At 60.1% G+C, this 19291-nt stretch carries 17 protein-coding genes; 6 read left to right on the top strand and 11 right to left on the bottom strand.

The window, feature by feature from the left end; translation table 11 throughout:
* Positions 1–46: 46 nt before the first annotated feature.
* From trpS to HMPREF2541_RS09365, 3 genes are all read right to left on the bottom strand, one after another.
* Complete coding sequence (gene trpS / locus HMPREF2541_RS09375; RefSeq protein WP_070543313.1) at positions 47–1054, bottom strand: tryptophan--tRNA ligase; 1008 nt, start codon at positions 1052–1054, stop codon at positions 47–49.
* A 307-nt stretch (positions 1055–1361) separates the two neighbouring features.
* Positions 1362–1832 (bottom strand): Aca2/YdiL-like domain-containing protein, encoded by a 471-nt coding sequence (locus tag HMPREF2541_RS09370; RefSeq protein WP_003822378.1) that lies wholly within the window; start codon positions 1830–1832, stop codon positions 1362–1364.
* A 19-nt stretch (positions 1833–1851) separates the two neighbouring features.
* The gene (locus HMPREF2541_RS09365; RefSeq protein WP_070543311.1) at positions 1852–2628 is read right to left on the bottom strand and encodes a tRNA threonylcarbamoyladenosine dehydratase; all 777 of its coding nucleotides are present in this window, start codon (positions 2626–2628) and stop codon (positions 1852–1854) included.
* Positions 2629–2770: 142 nt separating this feature from the next.
* Here HMPREF2541_RS09365 and HMPREF2541_RS09360 point away from each other — a divergent pair, with 142 nt between their 5' ends.
* Positions 2771–3235 (top strand): universal stress protein, encoded by a 465-nt coding sequence (locus HMPREF2541_RS09360; RefSeq protein WP_003822375.1) that lies wholly within the window; start codon positions 2771–2773, stop codon positions 3233–3235.
* 205 nt (positions 3236–3440) lie between these two features.
* On the opposite strand, the gene HMPREF2541_RS09355 is transcribed toward HMPREF2541_RS09360, so the two are convergent.
* The 4 genes from HMPREF2541_RS09355 to HMPREF2541_RS09340 form a co-directional block, all read right to left on the bottom strand.
* Positions 3441–3863, bottom strand: coding sequence for a hypothetical protein (locus HMPREF2541_RS09355; protein ID WP_064086919.1), 423 nt, complete (start codon positions 3861–3863; stop codon positions 3441–3443).
* Between the two features lie 260 nt (positions 3864–4123).
* Complete coding sequence (hemW, locus tag HMPREF2541_RS09350; RefSeq protein ID WP_070543309.1) at positions 4124–5296, bottom strand: radical SAM family heme chaperone HemW; 1173 nt, start codon at positions 5294–5296, stop codon at positions 4124–4126.
* 31 nt (positions 5297–5327) lie between these two features.
* Positions 5328–5768: a hypothetical protein gene (locus HMPREF2541_RS09345; protein WP_070543307.1), complete on the bottom strand. Its 441-nt coding sequence runs from the start codon at positions 5766–5768 to the stop codon at positions 5328–5330.
* 89 nt (positions 5769–5857) lie between these two features.
* Positions 5858–6958, bottom strand: a complete 1101-nt coding sequence (locus HMPREF2541_RS09340) for an NUDIX domain-containing protein (RefSeq protein WP_371327088.1) — start codon at positions 6956–6958, stop codon at positions 5858–5860.
* Positions 6959–7140: 182 nt separating this feature from the next.
* Here HMPREF2541_RS09340 and HMPREF2541_RS09335 point away from each other — a divergent pair, with 182 nt between their 5' ends.
* Positions 7141–8223, top strand: a complete 1083-nt coding sequence (locus HMPREF2541_RS09335) for an ATP-binding protein (protein WP_064084558.1) — start codon at positions 7141–7143, stop codon at positions 8221–8223.
* A gap of 233 nt (positions 8224–8456) precedes the next feature.
* On the opposite strand, the gene glnD is transcribed toward HMPREF2541_RS09335, so the two are convergent.
* Both glnD and HMPREF2541_RS09325 read right to left on the bottom strand, forming a co-directional pair.
* Positions 8457–11009, bottom strand: coding sequence for a [protein-PII] uridylyltransferase (gene glnD, locus HMPREF2541_RS09330; protein ID WP_210387156.1), 2553 nt, complete (start codon positions 11007–11009; stop codon positions 8457–8459).
* Positions 11010–11118: 109 nt separating this feature from the next.
* A complete protein-coding gene (locus HMPREF2541_RS09325; RefSeq protein ID WP_070543305.1) occupies positions 11119–13332 on the bottom strand; it encodes a RelA/SpoT family protein in 2214 nt (737 codons plus the stop codon).
* A 167-nt stretch (positions 13333–13499) separates the two neighbouring features.
* Between HMPREF2541_RS09325 and HMPREF2541_RS09320 the strand changes: the two genes are divergently transcribed.
* Together HMPREF2541_RS09320 and azu are read left to right on the top strand one after the other, a co-directional pair.
* Positions 13500–14090, top strand: coding sequence for an adenine phosphoribosyltransferase (locus HMPREF2541_RS09320; protein ID WP_035579973.1), 591 nt, complete (start codon positions 13500–13502; stop codon positions 14088–14090).
* A gap of 173 nt (positions 14091–14263) precedes the next feature.
* Positions 14264–14833, top strand: a complete 570-nt coding sequence (gene azu / locus HMPREF2541_RS09315; protein WP_070543304.1) for an azurin — start codon at positions 14264–14266, stop codon at positions 14831–14833.
* 115 nt (positions 14834–14948) lie between these two features.
* On the opposite strand, the gene HMPREF2541_RS09310 is transcribed toward azu, so the two are convergent.
* Together HMPREF2541_RS09310 and HMPREF2541_RS09305 are read right to left on the bottom strand one after the other, a co-directional pair.
* Positions 14949–15674 (bottom strand): phosphatidylserine decarboxylase, encoded by a 726-nt coding sequence (locus HMPREF2541_RS09310; protein ID WP_049259183.1) that lies wholly within the window; start codon positions 15672–15674, stop codon positions 14949–14951.
* 160 nt (positions 15675–15834) lie between these two features.
* Positions 15835–16524, bottom strand: a complete 690-nt coding sequence (locus HMPREF2541_RS09305) for a hypothetical protein (protein WP_049259184.1) — start codon at positions 16522–16524, stop codon at positions 15835–15837.
* A 54-nt stretch (positions 16525–16578) separates the two neighbouring features.
* On the opposite strand from HMPREF2541_RS09305, the gene argG reads away from it, so the two are divergent.
* A complete protein-coding gene (gene argG / locus HMPREF2541_RS09300; RefSeq protein ID WP_049259186.1) occupies positions 16579–17925 on the top strand; it encodes an argininosuccinate synthase in 1347 nt (448 codons plus the stop codon).
* A 173-nt stretch (positions 17926–18098) separates the two neighbouring features.
* The gene (gene hflX / locus HMPREF2541_RS09295; protein WP_070543395.1) at positions 18099–19283 is read left to right on the top strand and encodes a GTPase HflX; all 1185 of its coding nucleotides are present in this window, start codon (positions 18099–18101) and stop codon (positions 19281–19283) included.
* The last annotated feature ends 8 nt before the right edge of the window (positions 19284–19291 follow it).

Below are 19291 nucleotides of genomic sequence, written 5' to 3'. Positions count from 1 at the left end.
GAAATTTCAGGTAGCCTTTTGTGTGTCTGCCAAACAGCAGTATTGTTCAACGAAGCGGACGGATGCCTACGGCGTCGCGCACTTGGTCGAGCAGTTCGCGGGCTTGTTTGCGGGCTTTGGCGGCGCCGGCCTGCAGGATGTCTTCGATTTGTGCGGGTTGGGCGGTGAGCTCGTGGAAGCGTTCGCGTTTGGGGGCAAGCTCTTCGTTCAGCTTGGCACCGAGCAGTTTTTTGGCTTCGCCCCAGGCCAGGCCGTCGGCCAGCATTTGGGTGAATTCGGCAGTTTCGGCGGGGGTGGCGAAGGCTTTGTAGATGTCGAACAGCGGGCTCTCGTCGGGAGTTTTCGGCTCGCCGGGCTCTTTGAGGTTGGTGATGATTTTGTTCACGGCTTTTTGCAGCTTTTTCTCGCTTTCAAACAGCGGGATGGTGTTGCCGTAGCTCTTGCTCATTTTGCGCCCGTCGAGGCCGACGAGGAGTTCCACGTTGTCGTCCACTTTGGCTTCGGGCAGCACGAACAGTTCTTTGAAGCGGTGGTTGAAACGCTGGGCGATGTCGCGGGTCATTTCCACGTGCTGGATTTGGTCGCGGCCTACCGGCACTTCGTGGGCGTTGAACATGAGGATGTCGGCGCTCATGAGGATGGGGTAGCTGTAGAGGCCCATTTCCACGCCGTGGTCTTGGTCGGTTTGCCCGGCGTCGAGGTTGGCCTGCACGGCGGCTTTGTAGGCGTGGGCGCGGTTCATCAGGCCTTTGGCGGTGATGCAGGTGAGTATCCAGTTGAGCTCGGGCACTTCGGGGATGTCGCTTTGGCGGTAAAAGGTGGTGCGCTCGGGATCGAGGCCGCAGGCGAGCCAGGTGGCGGCCACGGCCTGGGTGGAGGCGTGGATGAGCTCGGGGTCGTGGCATTTGATGACGCCGTGGTAGTCGGCCAAAAAGAGGAAGGATTCGGCGGCGGGGTCGGCTGCGGCGGCAATGGCGGGGCGGATGGCGCCGACGTAGTTGCCCAAATGCGGGATGCCGGTGGTGGTTACGCCGGTGAGGACTCGTTTTTTCATGGATGGCTTTCTGTGGTTTGGCGGAAATAGGGAGGCGGCGCTGGGGCTACCTGAAAAATGGCAGATTATAGAGCAAGGGCAGGGATGCGGTCATGCCGGCGGCAAAGTGGCGGGGAATTTTTGTTTCGCACAAACTTTGGCATGCTACGGTTTCAGGTAGCCTTTGGGGGTTGGATAAAGGCTACCTGAAAAATGGGAAAATGTCGCAGATGCAATAAGTTATCTTGTTTTGCTCAACAAGGCCACCTGAAACTAATTTAGTTTCGTCTAGACATTGTTTTCAGGTAGCCTCTTTAAGCATCCATATTTATCGGGATTGCTCAAATTGCTCTTGTGCCCAGCGTTGGCGGTTGTCGGGGGTGTCGGCAGTTTGAGCTTGCCCTTGCCGCCAGTTGCGGTAGGCTTCGGCATCGAAGGCGATCACCCGACCACCCATGGCGGCTACTTCGCCGGCCACGCTTTGGCTGATGCGCCAAGAGGCCAGGTCGGGGCAGGCGTTTGGTTCGGGATACCACAGTACCACCACGGCATTGCCGCCCTGCATTTGGGCTTCGAGTTGTTCGGCATATTGGTCGATGGCTTGGTATTTCTGGTTGAGGCGGGTTTCCACGGCGCGAACCACGTGCAGGGGGATGGGGGCGGCGCCGTTTTCCCATTGTGCCCATTCTTCGGCAGAAGCGCCGTGGGGGAAATCGACATTGGCGGCAAGAGCCTGGGCGGCTTCGGCTTGGGTGAGGCCGAGATTGCGGCGCAGGGCTTTGAGTTCGATGGGGAACATGGTTTTCCTTTTAGGTTGGTTATTTAACTTGTGCGGCCAAGTGTTCTATTGCTGCCTGTGCACAAAACAGGCCGAAGGCGGCGGTAACCAGCATACTCGCGCCGTAGCCCGCGCAAGACAATCCTTGCGGTGCGGCATCGGTTTCGCAGGCGGCGCCGGTTTGCGGCGGGGTGACGTTTTCTTCGGAATAGATGCAGCTCACTTTCATGCGCTCTTTCGGATCGCGCGGAAAGCCGTGGCGGCGGCGCAGGGTGTAGCGCAGGTTGGAAAGCAGCGGGTCGTGGGTGGTGCGGGCGAGGTCGGCGCGGCGGATGAGGGCGGGGTCGCGCTGACCGCCTGCGCCGCCGGACACCACAAAAGCCTGCTTCTGCGCCACAAAATGAGCAGCCATGGCGGCTTTCACACGTACTTGGTCGATGGCGTCGATCACAAAATCAAACGGCTCGGCAAATAAGGTTTGCACGTTTTCCGCATCCACAAAATCTTCGATTTCGTGCACGGTGCAGGCAGGGTTGATTTGCAGGATGCGCCGGTGCAGTGCGGTTACTTTGGGCAGGCCGAAATTGTCGGTGAGCGCGTGGAGCTGGCGGTTGGTGTTGGATTCGGCCACGTTGTCCAAATCAATCAGCGTGAGCCGGCCGATGCCGCTGCGCGCCAGCGCCTCCACCGCCCAAGAGCCCACGCCGCCCACGCCCACCACGCAAACATGGGCTTGGGAAAAGTGTTGCAGGGCGGCAGGGCCGTAGAGTCGGGAAATGCCGCCGAAGCGGCGCTCGTTTGGGGCGGAAATAATCATCGGGATAAGTCAAAAAACAGGTAGAAAAAATGGCACATTCAGTGCATCAGTATTATACTGTAAACGTATCAGGAAGAGACCCGTCCGGCGGCTGTAGCCTCTGCGCGGAAGCATCGGAATAACGTTCACTAGGAGAAAGCTTATGTATCAACATATCGTGATTGCAGTAGACGGCAGCCGCACCTCCCAACATGCGCTCAAACAGGCCTGCGGCCTGGCTCAGGCCACCGGCGCGGCGCTCACATTGGTGCACGTGGCCAACCCTGCCGAATACGTGGCCACCGTTGCCCCCGAGTTTTTGCAGTATGAAAACTACGAAACCGCTGCCACCGAACAAGGCAACGCCATTTTGGATGCCGCCATCAAACAGGCGCGTACCACTTTGGGCGAAGATGCAAAACTCGGCCGCCACCTGCTCGTGATCAGCAAAAACGCACGCGATATGGCTAAAAGCCTGGTGGATTATGCCACCGAGCAGAAAGCCGACCTGCTGGTGCTGGGTACCCACGGCCGCACCGGCCTGATGCACCTCCTGATGGGCAGCTTCGCCGAAACCGTGATGCGCGAAACCCGCCTGCCGTTGTTGATTATCCGCCGCGAAGCATAAGGCTGAGGATTGAGGCAGGATTAGAGGCTACCTGAAAGTTTCAGGTAGCCTCTTTTGATATAGTGAATTAACAAAAACCAGTACAGCGTTGGCCCGCCTTGCCGTACTGTGTGTACTGTCTGCGGCTCGCCGCCTTGTCCTGATTTAAATTGAATCCACTATATTGTCTAGGTCGGGCATGGATGCCCGACCTACGCGTTGGGTTTTAGAGTTCGTTGCAGTTAATCCGCCATTCCTTGGTGTATTCCCAGCGGTAGTCCACCACGATGTCGTTGGCGTCGGTGTAGTAGGTTTGGTAGAGATTGCGCCCGTAGCAGACATCGGCGTAGTAGGTGGTTTGGCCGGTGCCCATGCCGGGGTTTCGGTAGGTGCCGAGGTTTTCCCGGCCGGCGTATCGGGTGCGGTAGTATTTATAGGTGTAGGCATAGCGGTTGTTGCCTACTCTGCTGCGGCCGGAATTGGGTTGGCCGCCGTGTTCGCGGAACACTTCGTTGATGTGCTGGCCAACTTGGCGTTTCATGTTGTCGTCTAGAGAGGCGCAGCCGGCAAACAGGAAAACGGCGCCGGCAATCAGGCTGAGGCGCAGCAAGTTTCGGGCGGGGCGAGCGGGGGACGGATAAGTTTGCATGGTTGCTTTCCTCGCAGGTTGAAATTAAAGGGATAATACTAATAGTGGGGTGTATTGCCAAGAAGGCTACCTGAAAGTTTCAGGTAGCCTTCTTGGTGGTTTTGCATGTTGTTTGACCTAGGGCAATTTATTGCTGCCGACATGCTGAAAAAGAGATGAATTTGGGGTTTGGCTCACTCATGGGGCGGAAACCGAAATGATGGTTTTAACTTCGTTGAAGCTCACGCTTTCAGGTAGCCTCTGCAAGGGCGCAAACGGATTTATAAAAACAGTTGCAGCAAATCGTTTAGATAGCGCTGGCCGCGTTCGGTGGGGCGCAGGAGGGTGGGGTTGGGGTCGATGAGGCCGAGCCGGGTGGCTTCCTGCAGGGGGTGGGCGATGGCGGCGAGGCTGTGGCCGGTGCGCTCTTGGAACAGGCGGGCGGGTACGCCGTTGGTGAGTCGCATAGCGTTGAGCATGAATTCGAAGGGCAGCTCGCTTGAGGCTACCTGAAAGCGTTCGACGGCATCGGCGGGGTTGCCTTGCATGGCGGCGAGGTAGCTGCGCGGGTGGCGGGCGCGGGTGGTGCGCATGATGCCGCGGTGGCTGCTGATTTTGCCGTGGGCGCCGGCGCCGATGCCGATGTAGTCGCCGAATTGCCAGTAGTTGAGGTTGTGGCGGCATTGCTGGCCGTTTTGGGCGAAGGCGCTGGTTTCGTAGCGTTCGAAGCCGGCGGCAAGCAGGGTGTGGTGTACGGCTTGTTCGATGGTGTAGGCGGTGTCTTCTTCGGGAATGCCGGGGGGCGGGGTGCGGCCGAAGGGGGTGTTGGGCTCCATGGTGAGGTGGTAGGCGCTGATGTGGGTTACGCCGAAGGAGAGGGCGGTTTCGGCGTCGCGCCGGGCTTCTTCGGGGGTTTGGCGCGGCAGGGCATACATGAGGTCGGTGTTCACGCGGGGGAAGATGGCGAGCGCGGCTTCGATGGCGGCGCGGGCTTCATCGCCGTTGTGGATGCGGCCGAGGGCGTGCAGTTTGGCGTTGTCGAAACTTTGGATGCCGAGCGACAGGCGGGTGATGCCGGCTTCAGCGTAGCCTTGGAAGCGGGCTTGTTCGAAAGTGCCGGGGTTGGCTTCGAGGGTGATTTCGGCTTCGGGCTGCAGGCGCACCAGGGCGCGCACACCGGAAAGCAGGCGGTGGATGGATTCGGCGGAAAACACGCTGGGGGTGCCGCCGCCGATAAAGATGGTATCCACCGGCCGCCCCCAGATGTGGGGCAGTTCGTGTTGCAGGTCGGTGAGCAGGACGTTGATGTAGGCGGCTTCGTCGGTGTCGGGCTTGAGGCGGTGGGAGTTGAAGTCGCAATAGGGGCATTTTTGAATGCACCAGGGAATGTGGATATAGAGCGAGAGCGGGGGCAGGGCGCTGAGGCCTGAACCGGGGGCTTGCAGTAGGGGCATGGTGTGGAGGGTTTGTTTTTAAAATAATGGGTTATTCGACTTGGAAGGCTACCTGAAACACCTGGTTGCCGATGCGGATGTCTGCCAGGTAGCCGTCGCGGCGGTCGGTGCACACGGGCAGGCGGATTTGGGCGGCGAGCCAGGAGCCGTCGGCTTGGCGCTGAAGCGGGAAACGGTTGAAGCCCATGTCCATGCCGTCCATACTGAAGCTCACTTCGGCCTGCTGCACTTGGGGCGGTACGTTTTCCAGCGTGATGTCGAAGGGGCGGTGGCGCGCGGCGGCAAAGCGGATGCGGCTGCCGTTGGGCAGGGTGCAGCCTTGGTTCGGGTCACAATCGGTTTGAACCACCGTTTCGGCAGCGGGTTGCTGCCCAGCACGCCATTGGCGTACGGCGAAATGACCGCCGGCCAGCAGCAACAGCGCGGCGAGGGCAAGCAGGATTTTGGTGCGGGGGGAGAGGGTTTGCGACATAAGAGGCTACCTGAAAAAGTTTGGGTGGGTTATCTGGGTCTGAAAAGCATGATTGCAAAATTATCGGCAAAGGCTACCTGAAAACATCTTCATCGCCCTTGCACCACCGCCTGCGCCCCCGACGCGAGCCAGCGTTCGGCATAACGCTCCGCCAGCGCCGCATTGGCAGGCAGCAGCACCAGCGGCAGCGGCACGCCTTCGGCCAGCGTGGCGCAGACTTGTTCCGCCGCTGTTTCGTTATCTGCCGGCCATACGGCGGCTTCGGCTTGGGCGGCGGCTGCGGCGGCAATGTCGTCGGGCGAGTGCACCAGCGGCCAGCGGCGCACATCGCCCGGCGTATCGGCAGCCAAATCGGCTAAATCCGCCAGCAGGCGGCTGCCCGGCGGCGGGTTGGCGGCATGGGGCGGCAGCACGCAAAAGCCGTCTGCCGCGCGCAAACCCTCATTCAGGCTACCTGAAAACTGCGTGGGCAAAGCCAGCGCCGCCAGCAGCGCGGCATTGGCCGGCAGCATGGGCGACACATCATAACGCCCCGGCTGCTGCCAGCGCCATTGCTGGCCTTCGCGCGCCTGCAATTCGCCGCGCCAGCCGTCGGCCGGCACGCGGAAAAAACGCAGCCGCACATGGGCGTGTTCGTAGCTGTGGGTTTTGGCGAGCCACGGCACGGCGCTGCGGATTTGAATGCCCAGCTCTTCGGCAAACTCGCGGCGCAATGCCGCCAACTCGCCCTCGCCCGCCTCCACCTTGCCGCCGGCAAATTCCCAATAGCCCGCATAGGCCTTGCCTGCGGGGCGCGAACTGAGCAGCACTTCGCCGCGATCGTTATACACAATGCCGGCCACCACTTGCAGCAGCGGGCGGGGGTTGGCCTCGGCCGGGGCGATGCGGGTGTGCCAGAGCCAGTCGATACACTCCTGCAGCAGGGCGGGCAGGCGGCTGATTTCGCGGGTGTATTCCTGGCGCAGCGGATGTTCCCAATCTTGGTTTTCCACCAGCATCACGCCAAACCGCCCGCTCGGGCCGAAGCCATACCAGCCCGCATCGAGCAGGTATTGCCCGCCGCCAAAGCTGATTTGCAGCAGGTCTTCGCTTAAAAGCAGGTCGGCCGGGTTTTTATCGGCGTGTTCCAGCAGCCAGAAGAAATTGTCGTAGGTGATGGTTCCGTTGCGGAGGTTGAGGGCTTGGGGCATGGTGTGGCGGTGGGAGGGATAAACGCGGGCAGTTTACTGTAGCGGGCGGGCTGGGGCAACGGCGGCGTTTCAGGTAGCCTGCAAAGGGTGGGTGGGTATCGGCTTAGACGTTATTAGACGAGAAATGTACAATTAGACAAAATACAGTACAATAATGGCTAATCCCACATAAAGGCACCCGTATGGAAGACCCTCTCTATTTTCCCAGAACCGAATTGGCCGCAGCCCTGCTCAGCAGCCTGAAAAGCGGCGTATCCAACGCATTCACACTGTTTGCCCCGCGCCGCATGGGCAAAACGCAATTCCTCACCAACGATATTGCCCCCGCCGCCGAGAAAAACGGCTTTAATGTGTTTTACTTCTCTTTCATGGACAACAAAGACAGCGCCAGCACCGCGCAGTTTTTCCATGAAGCCCTACACCGTTTTGCCTTGGAAACCCGCACCGGCAACGGCGTGAAAACCTTTTTCGGCAGCCTAACCAAGATAGACGTGTTGGGCGTGGGCCTGGAGCGCGAAACGCCGCCGCGCGACCTGCCGGGCATCAGCGAAATCATCGCCTATATCGCCGCCGACAGCCGCCCCACCTTGCTGCTGCTAGACGAAGCGCAAGAATTGGCGCGGCTGCCGAATACCGAAGGCATGATACGCAGCTTGCGAACCGGCCTGGATATCAACCAAAGCCGCGTGAAAACCCTGTTTACCGGCAGCAGCACCAACGGCCTGCGCGCCATGTTCAACGACATCAAAGCCCCATTCTTCCACTTTTCCCACGCGCTGGATTTCCCCACTTTGGGGCAGGATTTCATCGATTTTTTGGCCGGCGTTTATCACGACCGAACCGGGCAGCAGCTGGATGCGGAGAAGTTTTACGCCATTTTCGAGCAGTTCAATAAAAGCCCGATGTATATCCGCGCCGTGATTCAAGACATGATCATCAACCCCGCGCTCAGCCTGGAAGCCGCCGCGCAAGTGCGGCTCGAACAGATGCAGGAAAACAGCAATATTCCGATGCAGTGGAAAGCATTAAGCGCCATCGAGCGGCTGCTGCTGCAATCGATGGCGCTGGGGGAGGTGAGCCCGTATGGTGCGGAATTCAGAGAGCAGGCCGCCCGGATATTGGGCGTGGAAAGCGTGAAAGTGAGCACCGTGCAAAGTGCCATTAGAAAGCTGCAACGCAAAGACATGATCAGCAAATTCGGCAACAGCGCGTTTCAAATCAACAATCCTTTGCTGCAAACGTGGCTGAAAGAGAATATGGAATAGCTGTAGGCTGGGTATAAATCATACCTAGCATCGGATTGAGGCTACCTGAAAATCTGCCAACCGCTTGGTATGGATTACGGTTGAGTTGGCGCGGATATTTTCAGGTAGCCTTTGCTATTGCTGTGGGTAGGGGTTAATCCTGCCCGTTTGCCCTTAAAGGCTACCTGAAAATGGGAAGCAGCCGCTAGAACCAGTATGCGGTTCGTGCACATTGGTTTTCAGGTAGCCTGCGCTCAGCCGCCGATGCGTTCCAGCAGCATCCGTTCGAGTTTGAGCTGGAAGGCGGTGTCGGCCAGCTGGGGGTGGCGGATTAGGAAGCTGTCTTCCACGCGTTCGTCGAAGGTGGCGATGGCGGCGTAGCTGAGGCTGATGTTGAGCTGGGCGAACACGTCGGCGATGTCGGCCAGCAGGAAGGCGCGGTTGGCGGCGATGATTTCCAGGGTGTAGGCGCCGGCGGTTTCTTCGGCGGAGAGGGTGATGCGCGGGGCGATGGGCAGGTGGCGCAGGCGGCGGCTCAGCTGGTGGGGCGTGGGCTCGGTGGCGCCCGGCGGGTGGTGCACGAATTGGTTTAATGCTTGCTGCAGGCGGCTGCTGATGCGCTCGATGTCGTCGGCGAGGCAGTTGGCGGGCAGTTGCAGCACGAAGGTGTCGAGGATGTATTGGTGGTCGGTAACGTAGGCGTGGGCGGCGAGGATGCCGAGCTGGTGGCGGCCGAACAGGCGGCACAAGCCGGCAAACAGGCGATCGCGGTTGGGCATAAACACCATCACCTGCAGGCCGCCGGTTGCGCCCAGGGGGCGGATGTGGGCTTGGGGCGTTGCGGCATCGGCAGCGAGCAGGGGCAGGTGCCACAGGATGATGTCGGCGCTGTGGCGCACGAAATAGGCCTGCCCGAGCTGCTGCCACAGTTCGCGGCTTTGCGCTTCGCCCACGCCCGCTTCGGCCAAGGCCTGGCGGGCTTTTTGCTGGCGGCGGCTCACGGCCATGTCGCGGCTGGTGGTTTGGCCGCCGAAGTATTGCAGGGCGGAGCGGAACAGGGTTTCGAGCAGGCTGGCTTTCCAAGCATTCCAGATTTTTGGATTGGTGCCGCGCATATCGGTCACGGTGAGCAGATAAAGCGCGGTGAGCCGCTCGGGCGTTTGCACGCGGCGGCAGAAGGCGGCCACCACGGCCGGGTCTTGGATGTCTTCTTTTTGCGCGGTGAGCGACATTAAAAGATGGTTGCCCACCAGCCACACGAGCAGGTCGGTTTCATATTGGCTCAGGAAATGGTCGGTGGCGAAGCGGCGGGCGTCTTCCATGCCCAGCTCGGCATGGTCGCCGCCGCGCCCTTTGGCGATGTCGTGAAACAGGGCGGCCAAATACAGCACGGGTTTGCGCTCGAAGGCGTGCATCAGGGCGCTGGCAAAAGGCAGCTCGTGGCTGTGCGCCTCCAGAGCCAGCCGGCGCATATTGCGCACCACCATCAGGATGTGGTCGTCCACGGGGTAAACGTGGAACAGGTCGTGCTGCAGCAGGCCGACGATTTTGTTCCACTCGGGCAAGTAATGCGAAAGCGCGCCGTAGAGGTTGAGGAAGCGCAGCAGGTGGGTGAGCCCGCCGCCGTGGCGGAAGAAGCCCACGAAGCGGCGGCGGTTGGCCGGATCGGCATAAAAACGGGCGTCGGTTTTCTGCACCGCCTGCCACCAGGCACGCAGGGTTTCGGGGGAGAGGCCGGAGAGGTGGCTGTATTGCTGCCACAGCTCCAGCACCTTAAAAATATGCTGCGGCTCGCGGCGGAACAGGGGTTTGTCGCGCACGGCGATGAGGTTGTTTACTTGGAAATAGTGCTCGTCCAAATCCATCGCCACGCGTGGCAGCGGCGAGGAAATGCGCCCGCGCAGCATCGGCAGCAGGATGCCGCTCAGCTGCTTCACGGTTTTCACCGCGCGGTAGAGCGTGTGCATCAGCCGCTCGCTGCGCACTTGTTTGCTTTCATCGGTGTAGCCCAGCGCGTAGGCCGCCTGCGGCTGCAAGTCGAAACGCAGCTGTTCCTGCGGCTTGCCGGCGGCCAGGTGCAGCTCGATGCGGATGCGCGCCAGGCTGCGGTGGCTGCGGCGCAGCATGGCCGCTTCGGTGCGGGTGAGGATGCCTTGGCGGGCCAGGCGGTGCAGTTGCGGCGAAATGCCCTGCACCCGTGCCAGCCAAAGCATGGTGTGGATATCGCGCAGGCCGCCGGGGCAGGTTTTCAGATTTGGCTCCAGGCTGCTGCCTGCTTGCGCTTTCAGATGCCGCTGCTGCAATTCCAGCAGTTTGCCCTCGGCAAAGGCGGTCAGGTCGCGCTGCACATCCAAATCGCGGCACAGGCGGGCAAACAATTCTTGGCTGCCGTGGAGCAGGCGGGCTTCGAGGAGCGAGGTGTCGCCGGTTAGGTCTTCCGCCGCCCCGGCGCACAGCTCGGCCACGCTGCCGGTTTTCAGCGAGGGGTTCAGCCCCATATCCCACAGGGTTTGCAGCCAAGTTTCAATTTGCTGCTGTTGCGTTTCATTCAGGGAATCGGCCGCCACAATGCCCAAATCCACATCGGAATGCGGATACATCTCGCCGCGCCCGAAGCCGCCCAGCGCCAGCAGCGCCAGCTCTCCTTCCGGCTGCATTTGCCGCCACAGCGCGGTAACGGTGTGCGAGAGCAGGGCGCTGTAGGCAGCAAAAAAACGCTGCGGGCTGCGGTGGCGGCGGTAGTCGGCAACGATTTGCCGTTTGTGCTCGGCCAGCTCTTGCGCCAAAAGCTGCGGGGATTGCGGCATGGTGGGATTCCTTGGATGGGGTGATGGTAGCCTTGGGATGGGAATGGGAAGGCTACCTGAAAATATTTGATTGGATTTTCAGGTAGCCTTATCTGGTTAAACCATGCGCCTACAGCCTGCTCACGCCGGTTACGCCTTTCACGTTGGCGAGGCTGGCGAGCACGTGCGGCAGATCGTCCACCTGATGTACTTCCAGCGTGAAGCGCAGGCTGGCCTGCAGGTTGCGCGATTGGGTTTGCACGGCGGTAACGTTGAGTTTGTGTCGCGCCAGTGCTTCGGAAATATCGCGCAACAGACCGTTGCGGTCTTGGGCGGATACTTCGATATCCACGGCAAACACTTGCCCGGCAGGCACGCCGGCCCAGCAGGCCGGCACAACTTTTTCAGCCGCGTCGGCGGCGAGTTTCTGGAAAGAGGCGCAGCCGATGCGGTGGATGGAAATGCCGCGCCCGCGCGTTACGAAGCCGGCGATTTCGTCGGGCGGGGCGGGTTTGCAGCATTTAGCCAACGAGGTGAGCAGGCCGGATTCGCCGTCTACCAAAATGCCGCCTTTGCCGCCGGTTTCTTTGATGCGCGACTGTTTGACGATGCTCTCGGTGCTCACGGGCGCGGCAGGCGGCTCGGCCAGCAGGCCGCAGGCTTTCTGCACGGCGCGGGGCATGATTTCGCCGTGTGCCACGGCGGTGTAGAGTTCGTCCGGTTTTTTGAAGCCGAGCTTTTCGGCCAAAGCCTGCATATTGGGCTTGGGCTGGACTTTGAGCAGGGTTTTTTCCAGCTGCAGCCGGCCTTGTTCGCGCACACTTTCGGCGTTTTGGCGGCGGATGTGGGCGCGGATTTTGGCGGCGGCCTTGTTGCTTTTCACCCAGCCTTCATACAGCCAGTTTACGGAGGGCTCGCCCTCTTTGGCGGCGATGATTTCCACGCGCTGGCCGTTCTCCAGCGGAGTGGAGAGCGGCACGATTTGGCCGTCTACCTTCGCGCCGCGACAGCGGTCGCCCAGGCTGCTGTGCAGGGCGTAGGCGAAGTCGATGGGAGTGGCGCCCACGGGTAGGGAGAGCACTTTGCCGTGCGGGGTGAGCACATAAATGGTGTCGTTGAAGAGCTCGGTTTGGAAGGCGGCGGCGAGGTCGGCTTTGCCGCTCTCGGCCATGTTTTCGCGCCAATCCAAGAGTTGGCGCAGCCAGGCGATTTTCTGCTCATACGCGGAATCGCCTTTGCCGCCTTCTTTATAACGCCAGTGCGCGGCCACGCCGAATTCGTTGAATTGGTGCATTTCTTTGGTGCGGATTTGCACCTCGATGCCTTTGTCTTCCGGGCCGACAATCACGGTGTGCAAGCTTTTGTAGCCGTTGCCTTTGGGGTTGGCGATGTAGTCGTCGAATTCGCCGGGGATGGGCTGCCACAGGCTGTGCACGATGCCCAGCACGGTGTAGCACTCGGGCACGCTGTTCACCAGCACGCGCACGGCGCGGATGTCGTAGAGCCCTTCGAAATCGAGCTTTTTCTTCACCATCTTGCGGTAGATGGAGTAGATGTGTTTGGGGCGGCCGGCCACGTCGTAATCGCGGATGCCGTATTTGGCCAGCTCGGCTTTGAGGATGCCGAGGAAGTGGTCGATATAGTGTTGCCGCTCGGGGCGTTTTTCGTCGAGCAGGTGGGCGATGCGGCGGTATTCTTCGGGATTTTGGTGGCGAAAGCCGAGGTCTTCGAGCTGCCATTTGAGCTGCCACACGCCCAAGCGGTTGGCCAGCGGGGCGAAAATATCCAGCGTTTCTTTGGCAATGCTGCGTTTTTCCGGGCTGTCGGGGCAGCTGCCGAGGTATTGCATGGTGCGGGTGCGCAGGGCGAGCTTGATCAGCACCACGCGGATGTCGGACACCATAGCCAACAGCATTTTGCGCATGGTTTCGGCCTGTGCGGCACGCTCTTCAGGCGTGGCCAAGCCGTCTACGCGGGCAAAGTGGGTGAGCTTCTGCACTTGGTCGATACCTTGCACCAGGCTGCATACGGTTTGGCCGCATTGCTCGGCTACCTGAAGCTGCCAATCCCCGCCCTGCTTGGACATACCCGACAATATGGTGGCGGCCACGGCTTCGGGCAGCAAATCGAGCTGTGCCACCATCTGTGCGGCACCCACGGTGTGCGGTAGCAGCGGCTCGCCGGCGTGGGTTTGCGCGTCGGCGGGGTAGTGCGTCTCGGCCAGCGCAAGCGCCTGCTGCAAGAGTGCGCGGTCGGCCTCGTTTTGCTGCGCGGCATAGCCTTTCAGCCAGGCCAAACATTCTTGCAGGTTGGTTACATGCGTGTCTGAATAGCCGGTCTCCATGGTTTCCCCTTTTTTGCGGTATGAATTTTTACGGTATGAAAGTTGATTGTAACCAAAAATCCGGCCAGTGGGGCCTGGTTGGTGCAGGGAGTTTGATGCAGGTGCAATTTTGTGTGGGGAAGTGGTAAGATTCGCGTTTCGCACAGGCTACCTGAAAGATACCCGCTATGCTGTTCCATCCCGAAGTCATGACCGTTGAAATGCTGGCGCAGAAAATCCGCAAAATCCCCAACTGGCCGCAGGAAGGCGTGCTGTTTCACGACATCACCCCCGTGCTGCAAAGCCCGGAATACTTCCGCCTGCTGGTGGATTTGCTCACCTACCGCTACATGACGCAAGACATCGATGTGGTGGCCGGGCTGGACGCGCGCGGCTTCATCATCGGCGCCGCGCTGGCTTATCAGCTCAACGTGGGTTTTGTGCCCATTCGTAAGAAAGGCAAGCTGCCCTTCACCACCGTTTCCGAAAGCTATGCGCTCGAATATGGCGAAGCTACCGTGGAAATCCACACCGACGCCATTAAAGACAACGCCCGCGTGTTGCTGGTGGACGACCTTGTGGCCACCGGCGGCACCATGCACGCCGGCATCAAGCTCATCCGCAAGCTCGGCGGGAATGTGGTGGAAGCTGCCGCTATCCTTGAATTTACCGACCTACCCGGCGGCGACCGCGTCCGCAACGAAGGCGTGCCCCTGTTTACCCTGTATCAAAACAGCGGCGCGGTCACAGAAGAGCATACGGCGCCGCAGGCCGGCTAAAACCTCCATATCCATATCGGGCTTTCAGGCTACCTGAAAGCCGGATGATTTTTGGTGCAGCAGCATTTGATGCCGCCGGATAAAACGGTGCCGTATCGGCAGTATCAAAAGGCAGGGCAGTTCGCTATAATCGCCCACGCAGTATTTACCCGTGTTTTGATAAGGACCATGCTATGAAACTGTATCTTCCCCTGATTGCCGCCGCCGTTCTGGCGCTGGCTGCCTGCGGCGGCGAAACCGCCCCCAGCGCGCCCGCTTCCGAAGCCCACCACGACCACGCTGCTTCGGCCGCCTCCGCCGCTTCCCAAGCCGCGCCGGCCTCTGAAGCCGCCTCCGCTCCCGCCGCAGCTGCCGAAGGCTGCTCGAAATTGGTGGAAACCGGCGACAGCATGCAGTACAACACTGCTGAAATCAGTGTGCCCAAAGGCTGTACCGACTTTACCGTTACCCTCAAACACACCGGCAGCATGCCCAAAACCGCAATGGGGCATAACATTGTGATTACTGCCGAGGGCGATGTGAACGGCGTAAACAACGACGGCGTGGGTGCAGGCCCGGACAACGATTATGTGAAACCCGGCGACGAGCGCGTGATTGCCCACACCAAAATCATCGGTGGCGGCGAAGAATCCTCCGTTACCTTCCCCGTGGCCAAACTGGCTGCCGGCACCAACTACAAATTCTTCTGTTCTTTCCCCGGCCATGCCGGCGTGATGAACGGCGTGGTGAAACTGGCGGATTAATCTCCAAGGGTTTGCCCAAACAGGCAAAAGGCTACCTGAAAGTTCAGGTAGCCTTTTTTGCTGGCCGGATATGGATGCCGGTTCAGGTAGCCTTATCTTGAAAGGCCGCGCCCGTTTACTCCGGCAGCACTTCTTCCGCTGCTTCCTGCACCAAGGCCGAAGCTGTTTCGATAACGGTTTGTTCGCCATTAGCTTCCAGCGGCAAACGAGCCAAAATGGTTTCGCTGGCACGCACTTTTTCGCCGATGGCCACCAGCGGCACGGCATCGGTGGGCAGATACACATCCACCCGCGAGCCGAAACGGATAAAGCCGTAGCGTTGGCCACGCGTGATTTTTTCGCCCGGCTGCACGTAGCACAGAATGCGCCGCGCCACCAAACCGGCCACCTGCACAAAGGTCAGCTCGCGCCCGCTCTTCGTGGTGGCGAACACCGCATTGCGTTCGTTTTCCGTGCTGGCCTTATCCAGCGCGGCGTTGACGAATTGGCCGGGGAAGTAGTCCACCTGCGTTACCGTGCCGTCAACCGGCGCGCGCTGCGAATGCACGTTGAACACGTTCATAAACACGCTGATTTTCAGCGCGGGCACTTTGCGGAACGGATCTTCGGCTCGTTCCACCACCACGATGCGCCCGTCGGCCGGGCAGAGCACGGCTTCCGGATCGGCCGGAATATCGCGCGCCGGATCGCGGAAAAACTGCACCGCAAACACGGTGAACACCCAAAACGGCAGCGACCACCAGCCGCAGCAGATGCTCACCAGCACGCTCAGCAGCAGCCCGCCCAAAATAAACGGCCAGCCTTCCCGCGCAATCAGCGGGTGGGGGTAGAAACGGTTCACGGTATATCCTTTTTGAATTGAGTTGGAATGGGGCAGGATTATACAAGATACGGGATAGAGGGAAAGCGGCTTGCACCAAATCGATGAGGCTACCTGAAAGCATGAGCTTCAACGAAGTTAAAACAGCCCCGTCTGTATTTTCAGGTAGCCTCAGCCTCCGTTACCACTGCTCGCCGCGTTCGCCTGTGCGGTCGCCCCAAGTTTCGTCTGGTTCGTAGGGCAGCACCATCATGGCCGCGAGCCAGCCGCCAACCGCAAACAGTGCGGGCAGCACATACCACGGCGGCGTGGCCATCAGCCGGCTGAACATGCCGTCGGGTACGGGCAGCATGCCCTCTAAAGTGTTGGCAATCAGCTGGTTGAACTCCGGCACCACATCCACACCCGCCAGTTGCGGCAGGGCATACAAAACCGCCGTCAGTCCCATCCAGGCCAAAGTGGCCATTGTCCGTCCCGGCAGATTATTTTGCCAAGCCAAGCGGCCGGCCAGCCAGCCCGTGAGCAGGGCGGGCAGCGCGAGTAGCCACAGGCAGTGGATGGCCGATGTCAGTACGATGCTCAAACCGTTGAATCCCGCCAGGCGCAGCAGCATGGCCTGCGGCGACTGCCAGCCGCCTTTCCACAACATGGTTAGAGCGCCGTAGAGCAGGCCGCAGGAAATGCCTGCATACAGCACATACCAAATCATCGTTTGCCGCTGCGGCAAATGTTGCCGATTGCCCATGGCCGGTTCCTTGATTTCACCAAAGGCACACAGGCTACCTGAAAGCGCCATGCGCGTAAACCGGCTGGCTTTAACTTCGTTGAAGCTCACGCTTTCAGGTAGCCTGTTCCGGCTGGACAAGTTCATGCGTTTAGGCACACAATCCCAGCCTTCAACCATCTTGCCAAACAAAGGAGCATCATGAGCCAGAACAACGCCACCATTCTGCAAACCCTGCCTGTTGGCCAAAAAGTCGGCATCGCCTTTTCCGGCGGGCTCGACACCTCCGCCGCCCTCCTGTGGATGAAACTCAAAGGCGCGCTGCCTTATGCCTACACAGCCAACCTCGGCCAGCCCGACGAAGACGACTACAACGCCATTCCCAAAAAAGCGATGGAATACGGCGCGCAAAACGCCCGCCTGATTGACTGCCGCGCGCAGTTGGCGCACGAAGGCATCGCCGCCATCCAATGCGGCGCGTTCCACGTTTCCACCGGCGGCATCGCCTATTTCAACACCACGCCTTTGGGCCGCGCAGTAACCGGCACCATGCTCGTTTCCGCCATGAAGGAAGACGACGTGAACATCTGGGGCGACGGCAGCACCTACAAAGGCAACGACATCGAACGCTTCTACCGCTACGGCCTGCTCACCAATCCCGCGCTGAAAATCTACAAACCCTGGCTCGACCAGCAATTTATCGACGAACTCGGCGGCCGCCACGAAATGAGCGAATTCCTCATCGCCAACGGCTTCCAATATAAAATGTCGGTAGAAAAAGCCTATTCCACCGATTCCAATATGCTCGGCGCGACGCATGAGGCCAAAGATTTGGAGTTTCTGAACAGCGGCATCAAAATCGTTAAACCCATTATGGGCGTGGCGTTTTGGGATGAAAACGTGGCAGTGAAAGCCGAAGAAGTGCGCGTGCGCTTTGAAGAAGGCGTGCCGGTGGCATTAAACGGCCAAACTTTTGCCGACGCAGTGGAACTCTTCCTTGAAGCCAACCGCATCGGCGGCCGCCACGGCTTGGGCATGAGCGACCAAATCGAAAACCGCATCATCGAAGCCAAATCGCGCGGCATTTACGAAGCCCCCGGCATGGCGCTGCTGCATATCGCCTACGAACGCTTGGTCACCGGCATCCACAACGAAGACACCATCGAACAATACCGCATCAACGGCCTGCGCCTCGGCCGCCTGCTGTATCAAGGCCGCTGGTTCGACAGCCAAGCGCTGATGCTGCGCGAAACGGCGCAACGCTGGGTGGCCAAAGCCATCACCGGCGAAGTAACGCTGGAACTGCGCCGCGGCAACGACTATTCGATTCTGAACACCGAATCGCCCAATCTCACCTACTCGCCCGAACGCCTGAGTATGGAAAAAGTGGAAAACGCCGCCTTCACGCCGCTTGACCGCATCGGCCAGCTCACCATGCGCAACCTCGACATTACCGACACCCGCGCCAAACTCGGCATCTACGCCGACAGCGGCCTGCTCTCGCTGGGCGAAGGCTCGGTGTTGCCGAAACTGGGCAGCGGCAAGTAAGCTCGGTCTGTATAAAAAGGCTACCTGAAACGAAACTGCCGAAGGCAGCCGAGTTTCTGCGAAGCCAAAATTTTCAGGTAGCCTCATCAACAAAGGCTACCTGAAATTGCTTTCGGGCAGCCGCCTGCCCATGCGCTATAATGCCGCATCTTCAATCCATTCCGCCTGATGCCATGCCACGCCGCCCCCCATTCCAGCCCGACAAATCCCTCAGCCGCCCCGAGCGCGTATTGCTGGTGGGCGTGATGCTGGCCGACAGTTTCTCCGGCAGCAACGAGCAGCGCGCCCGCGCTTTTCAAAATGTGCTGGACGAAGCCGCCGAGCTGGTGCGTGCCGGCGGCGGGGAGTTGGTGCACGTTTCCACCGCCCGCCGCGACCGCCCCAGCGGCGCATTGTTTGTGGGCACAGGCAAAGCCGAGGAGCTGGCGGCCGAAGTGCAGGCGCACAATATCGAATTGGCCGTGTTCAACCACGAGCTCACGCCCACGCAGGAGCGCAACCTCGAAGCCAAGCTACAATGCCGCGTGCTCGACCGCGTGGGGCTGATTCTCGCCATTTTCGCCCAGCGCGCGCAAAGCCAGGAAGGCCGCCTGCAAGTGGAGCTGGTACAGCTCACCCACCTCTCCGGTCGCCTGGTACGCGGCTACGGCCACCTGCAAAGCCAAAAAGGCGGCATCGGCCTCAAAGGCCCGGGCGAAACCCAGCTCGAAACCGACCGCCGCCTAATCGCCCAAAAAATCACCACCCTGAAAAAACGCCTTGCCGACGTGCGCCGCCAGCGTGCCACCCGCCGCAAAGCCCGCCAGCAGGGCAGCCTGCCCACTTTCGCCCTAGTGGGCTACACCAACACCGGCAAATCCAGTTTGTTTAACCGCCTCACCAAAGCCGACGTGTTGGCCAAAGACCAGCTCTTCGCCACGCTCGACACCACCGCCCGCCGCCTGTATCTCGACCGCGAACACAGCATCATCCTCACCGACACCGTAGGCTTCGTGCGCGACCTGCCGCACCGCCTGGTGGCCGCCTTCTCCGCCACGCTGGAGGAAACTGCCCAAGCCGACGTATTGCTCCATGTGGCCGACGTTTCCCAGCCCGACTACGAGCAGCGCATGGAAGACGTCAACCGCGTGCTGGCTGAAATCGGCGCCGCTGATGTGCCGCAGCTCTTGCTGTATAACAAAATCGACCTCCTGCCCGCCGAGCAGCAACAGCCCGGCATCCTGCGCAGCAAAAGCGGCCAAATCGCCGCCGTGCGCCTTTCCGTTACCCAAAGCCTGGGCTTAAAAGACTTTCGCCAGGCATTGATTGAATGGGCGGATACGCATAGCAAGGCATCAGGCGGTAAAGAGGCTAGCTGAAACAGCTA

It is taken from the genome of Eikenella sp. HMSC061C02 (assembly GCF_001809035.1).
Classification (GTDB): Bacteria; Pseudomonadota; Gammaproteobacteria; order Burkholderiales; family Neisseriaceae; genus Eikenella; species Eikenella corrodens.
Note: the sequence above shows the minus strand (reverse complement) of the source record. Positions and strands in the feature narration are given on the sequence as shown.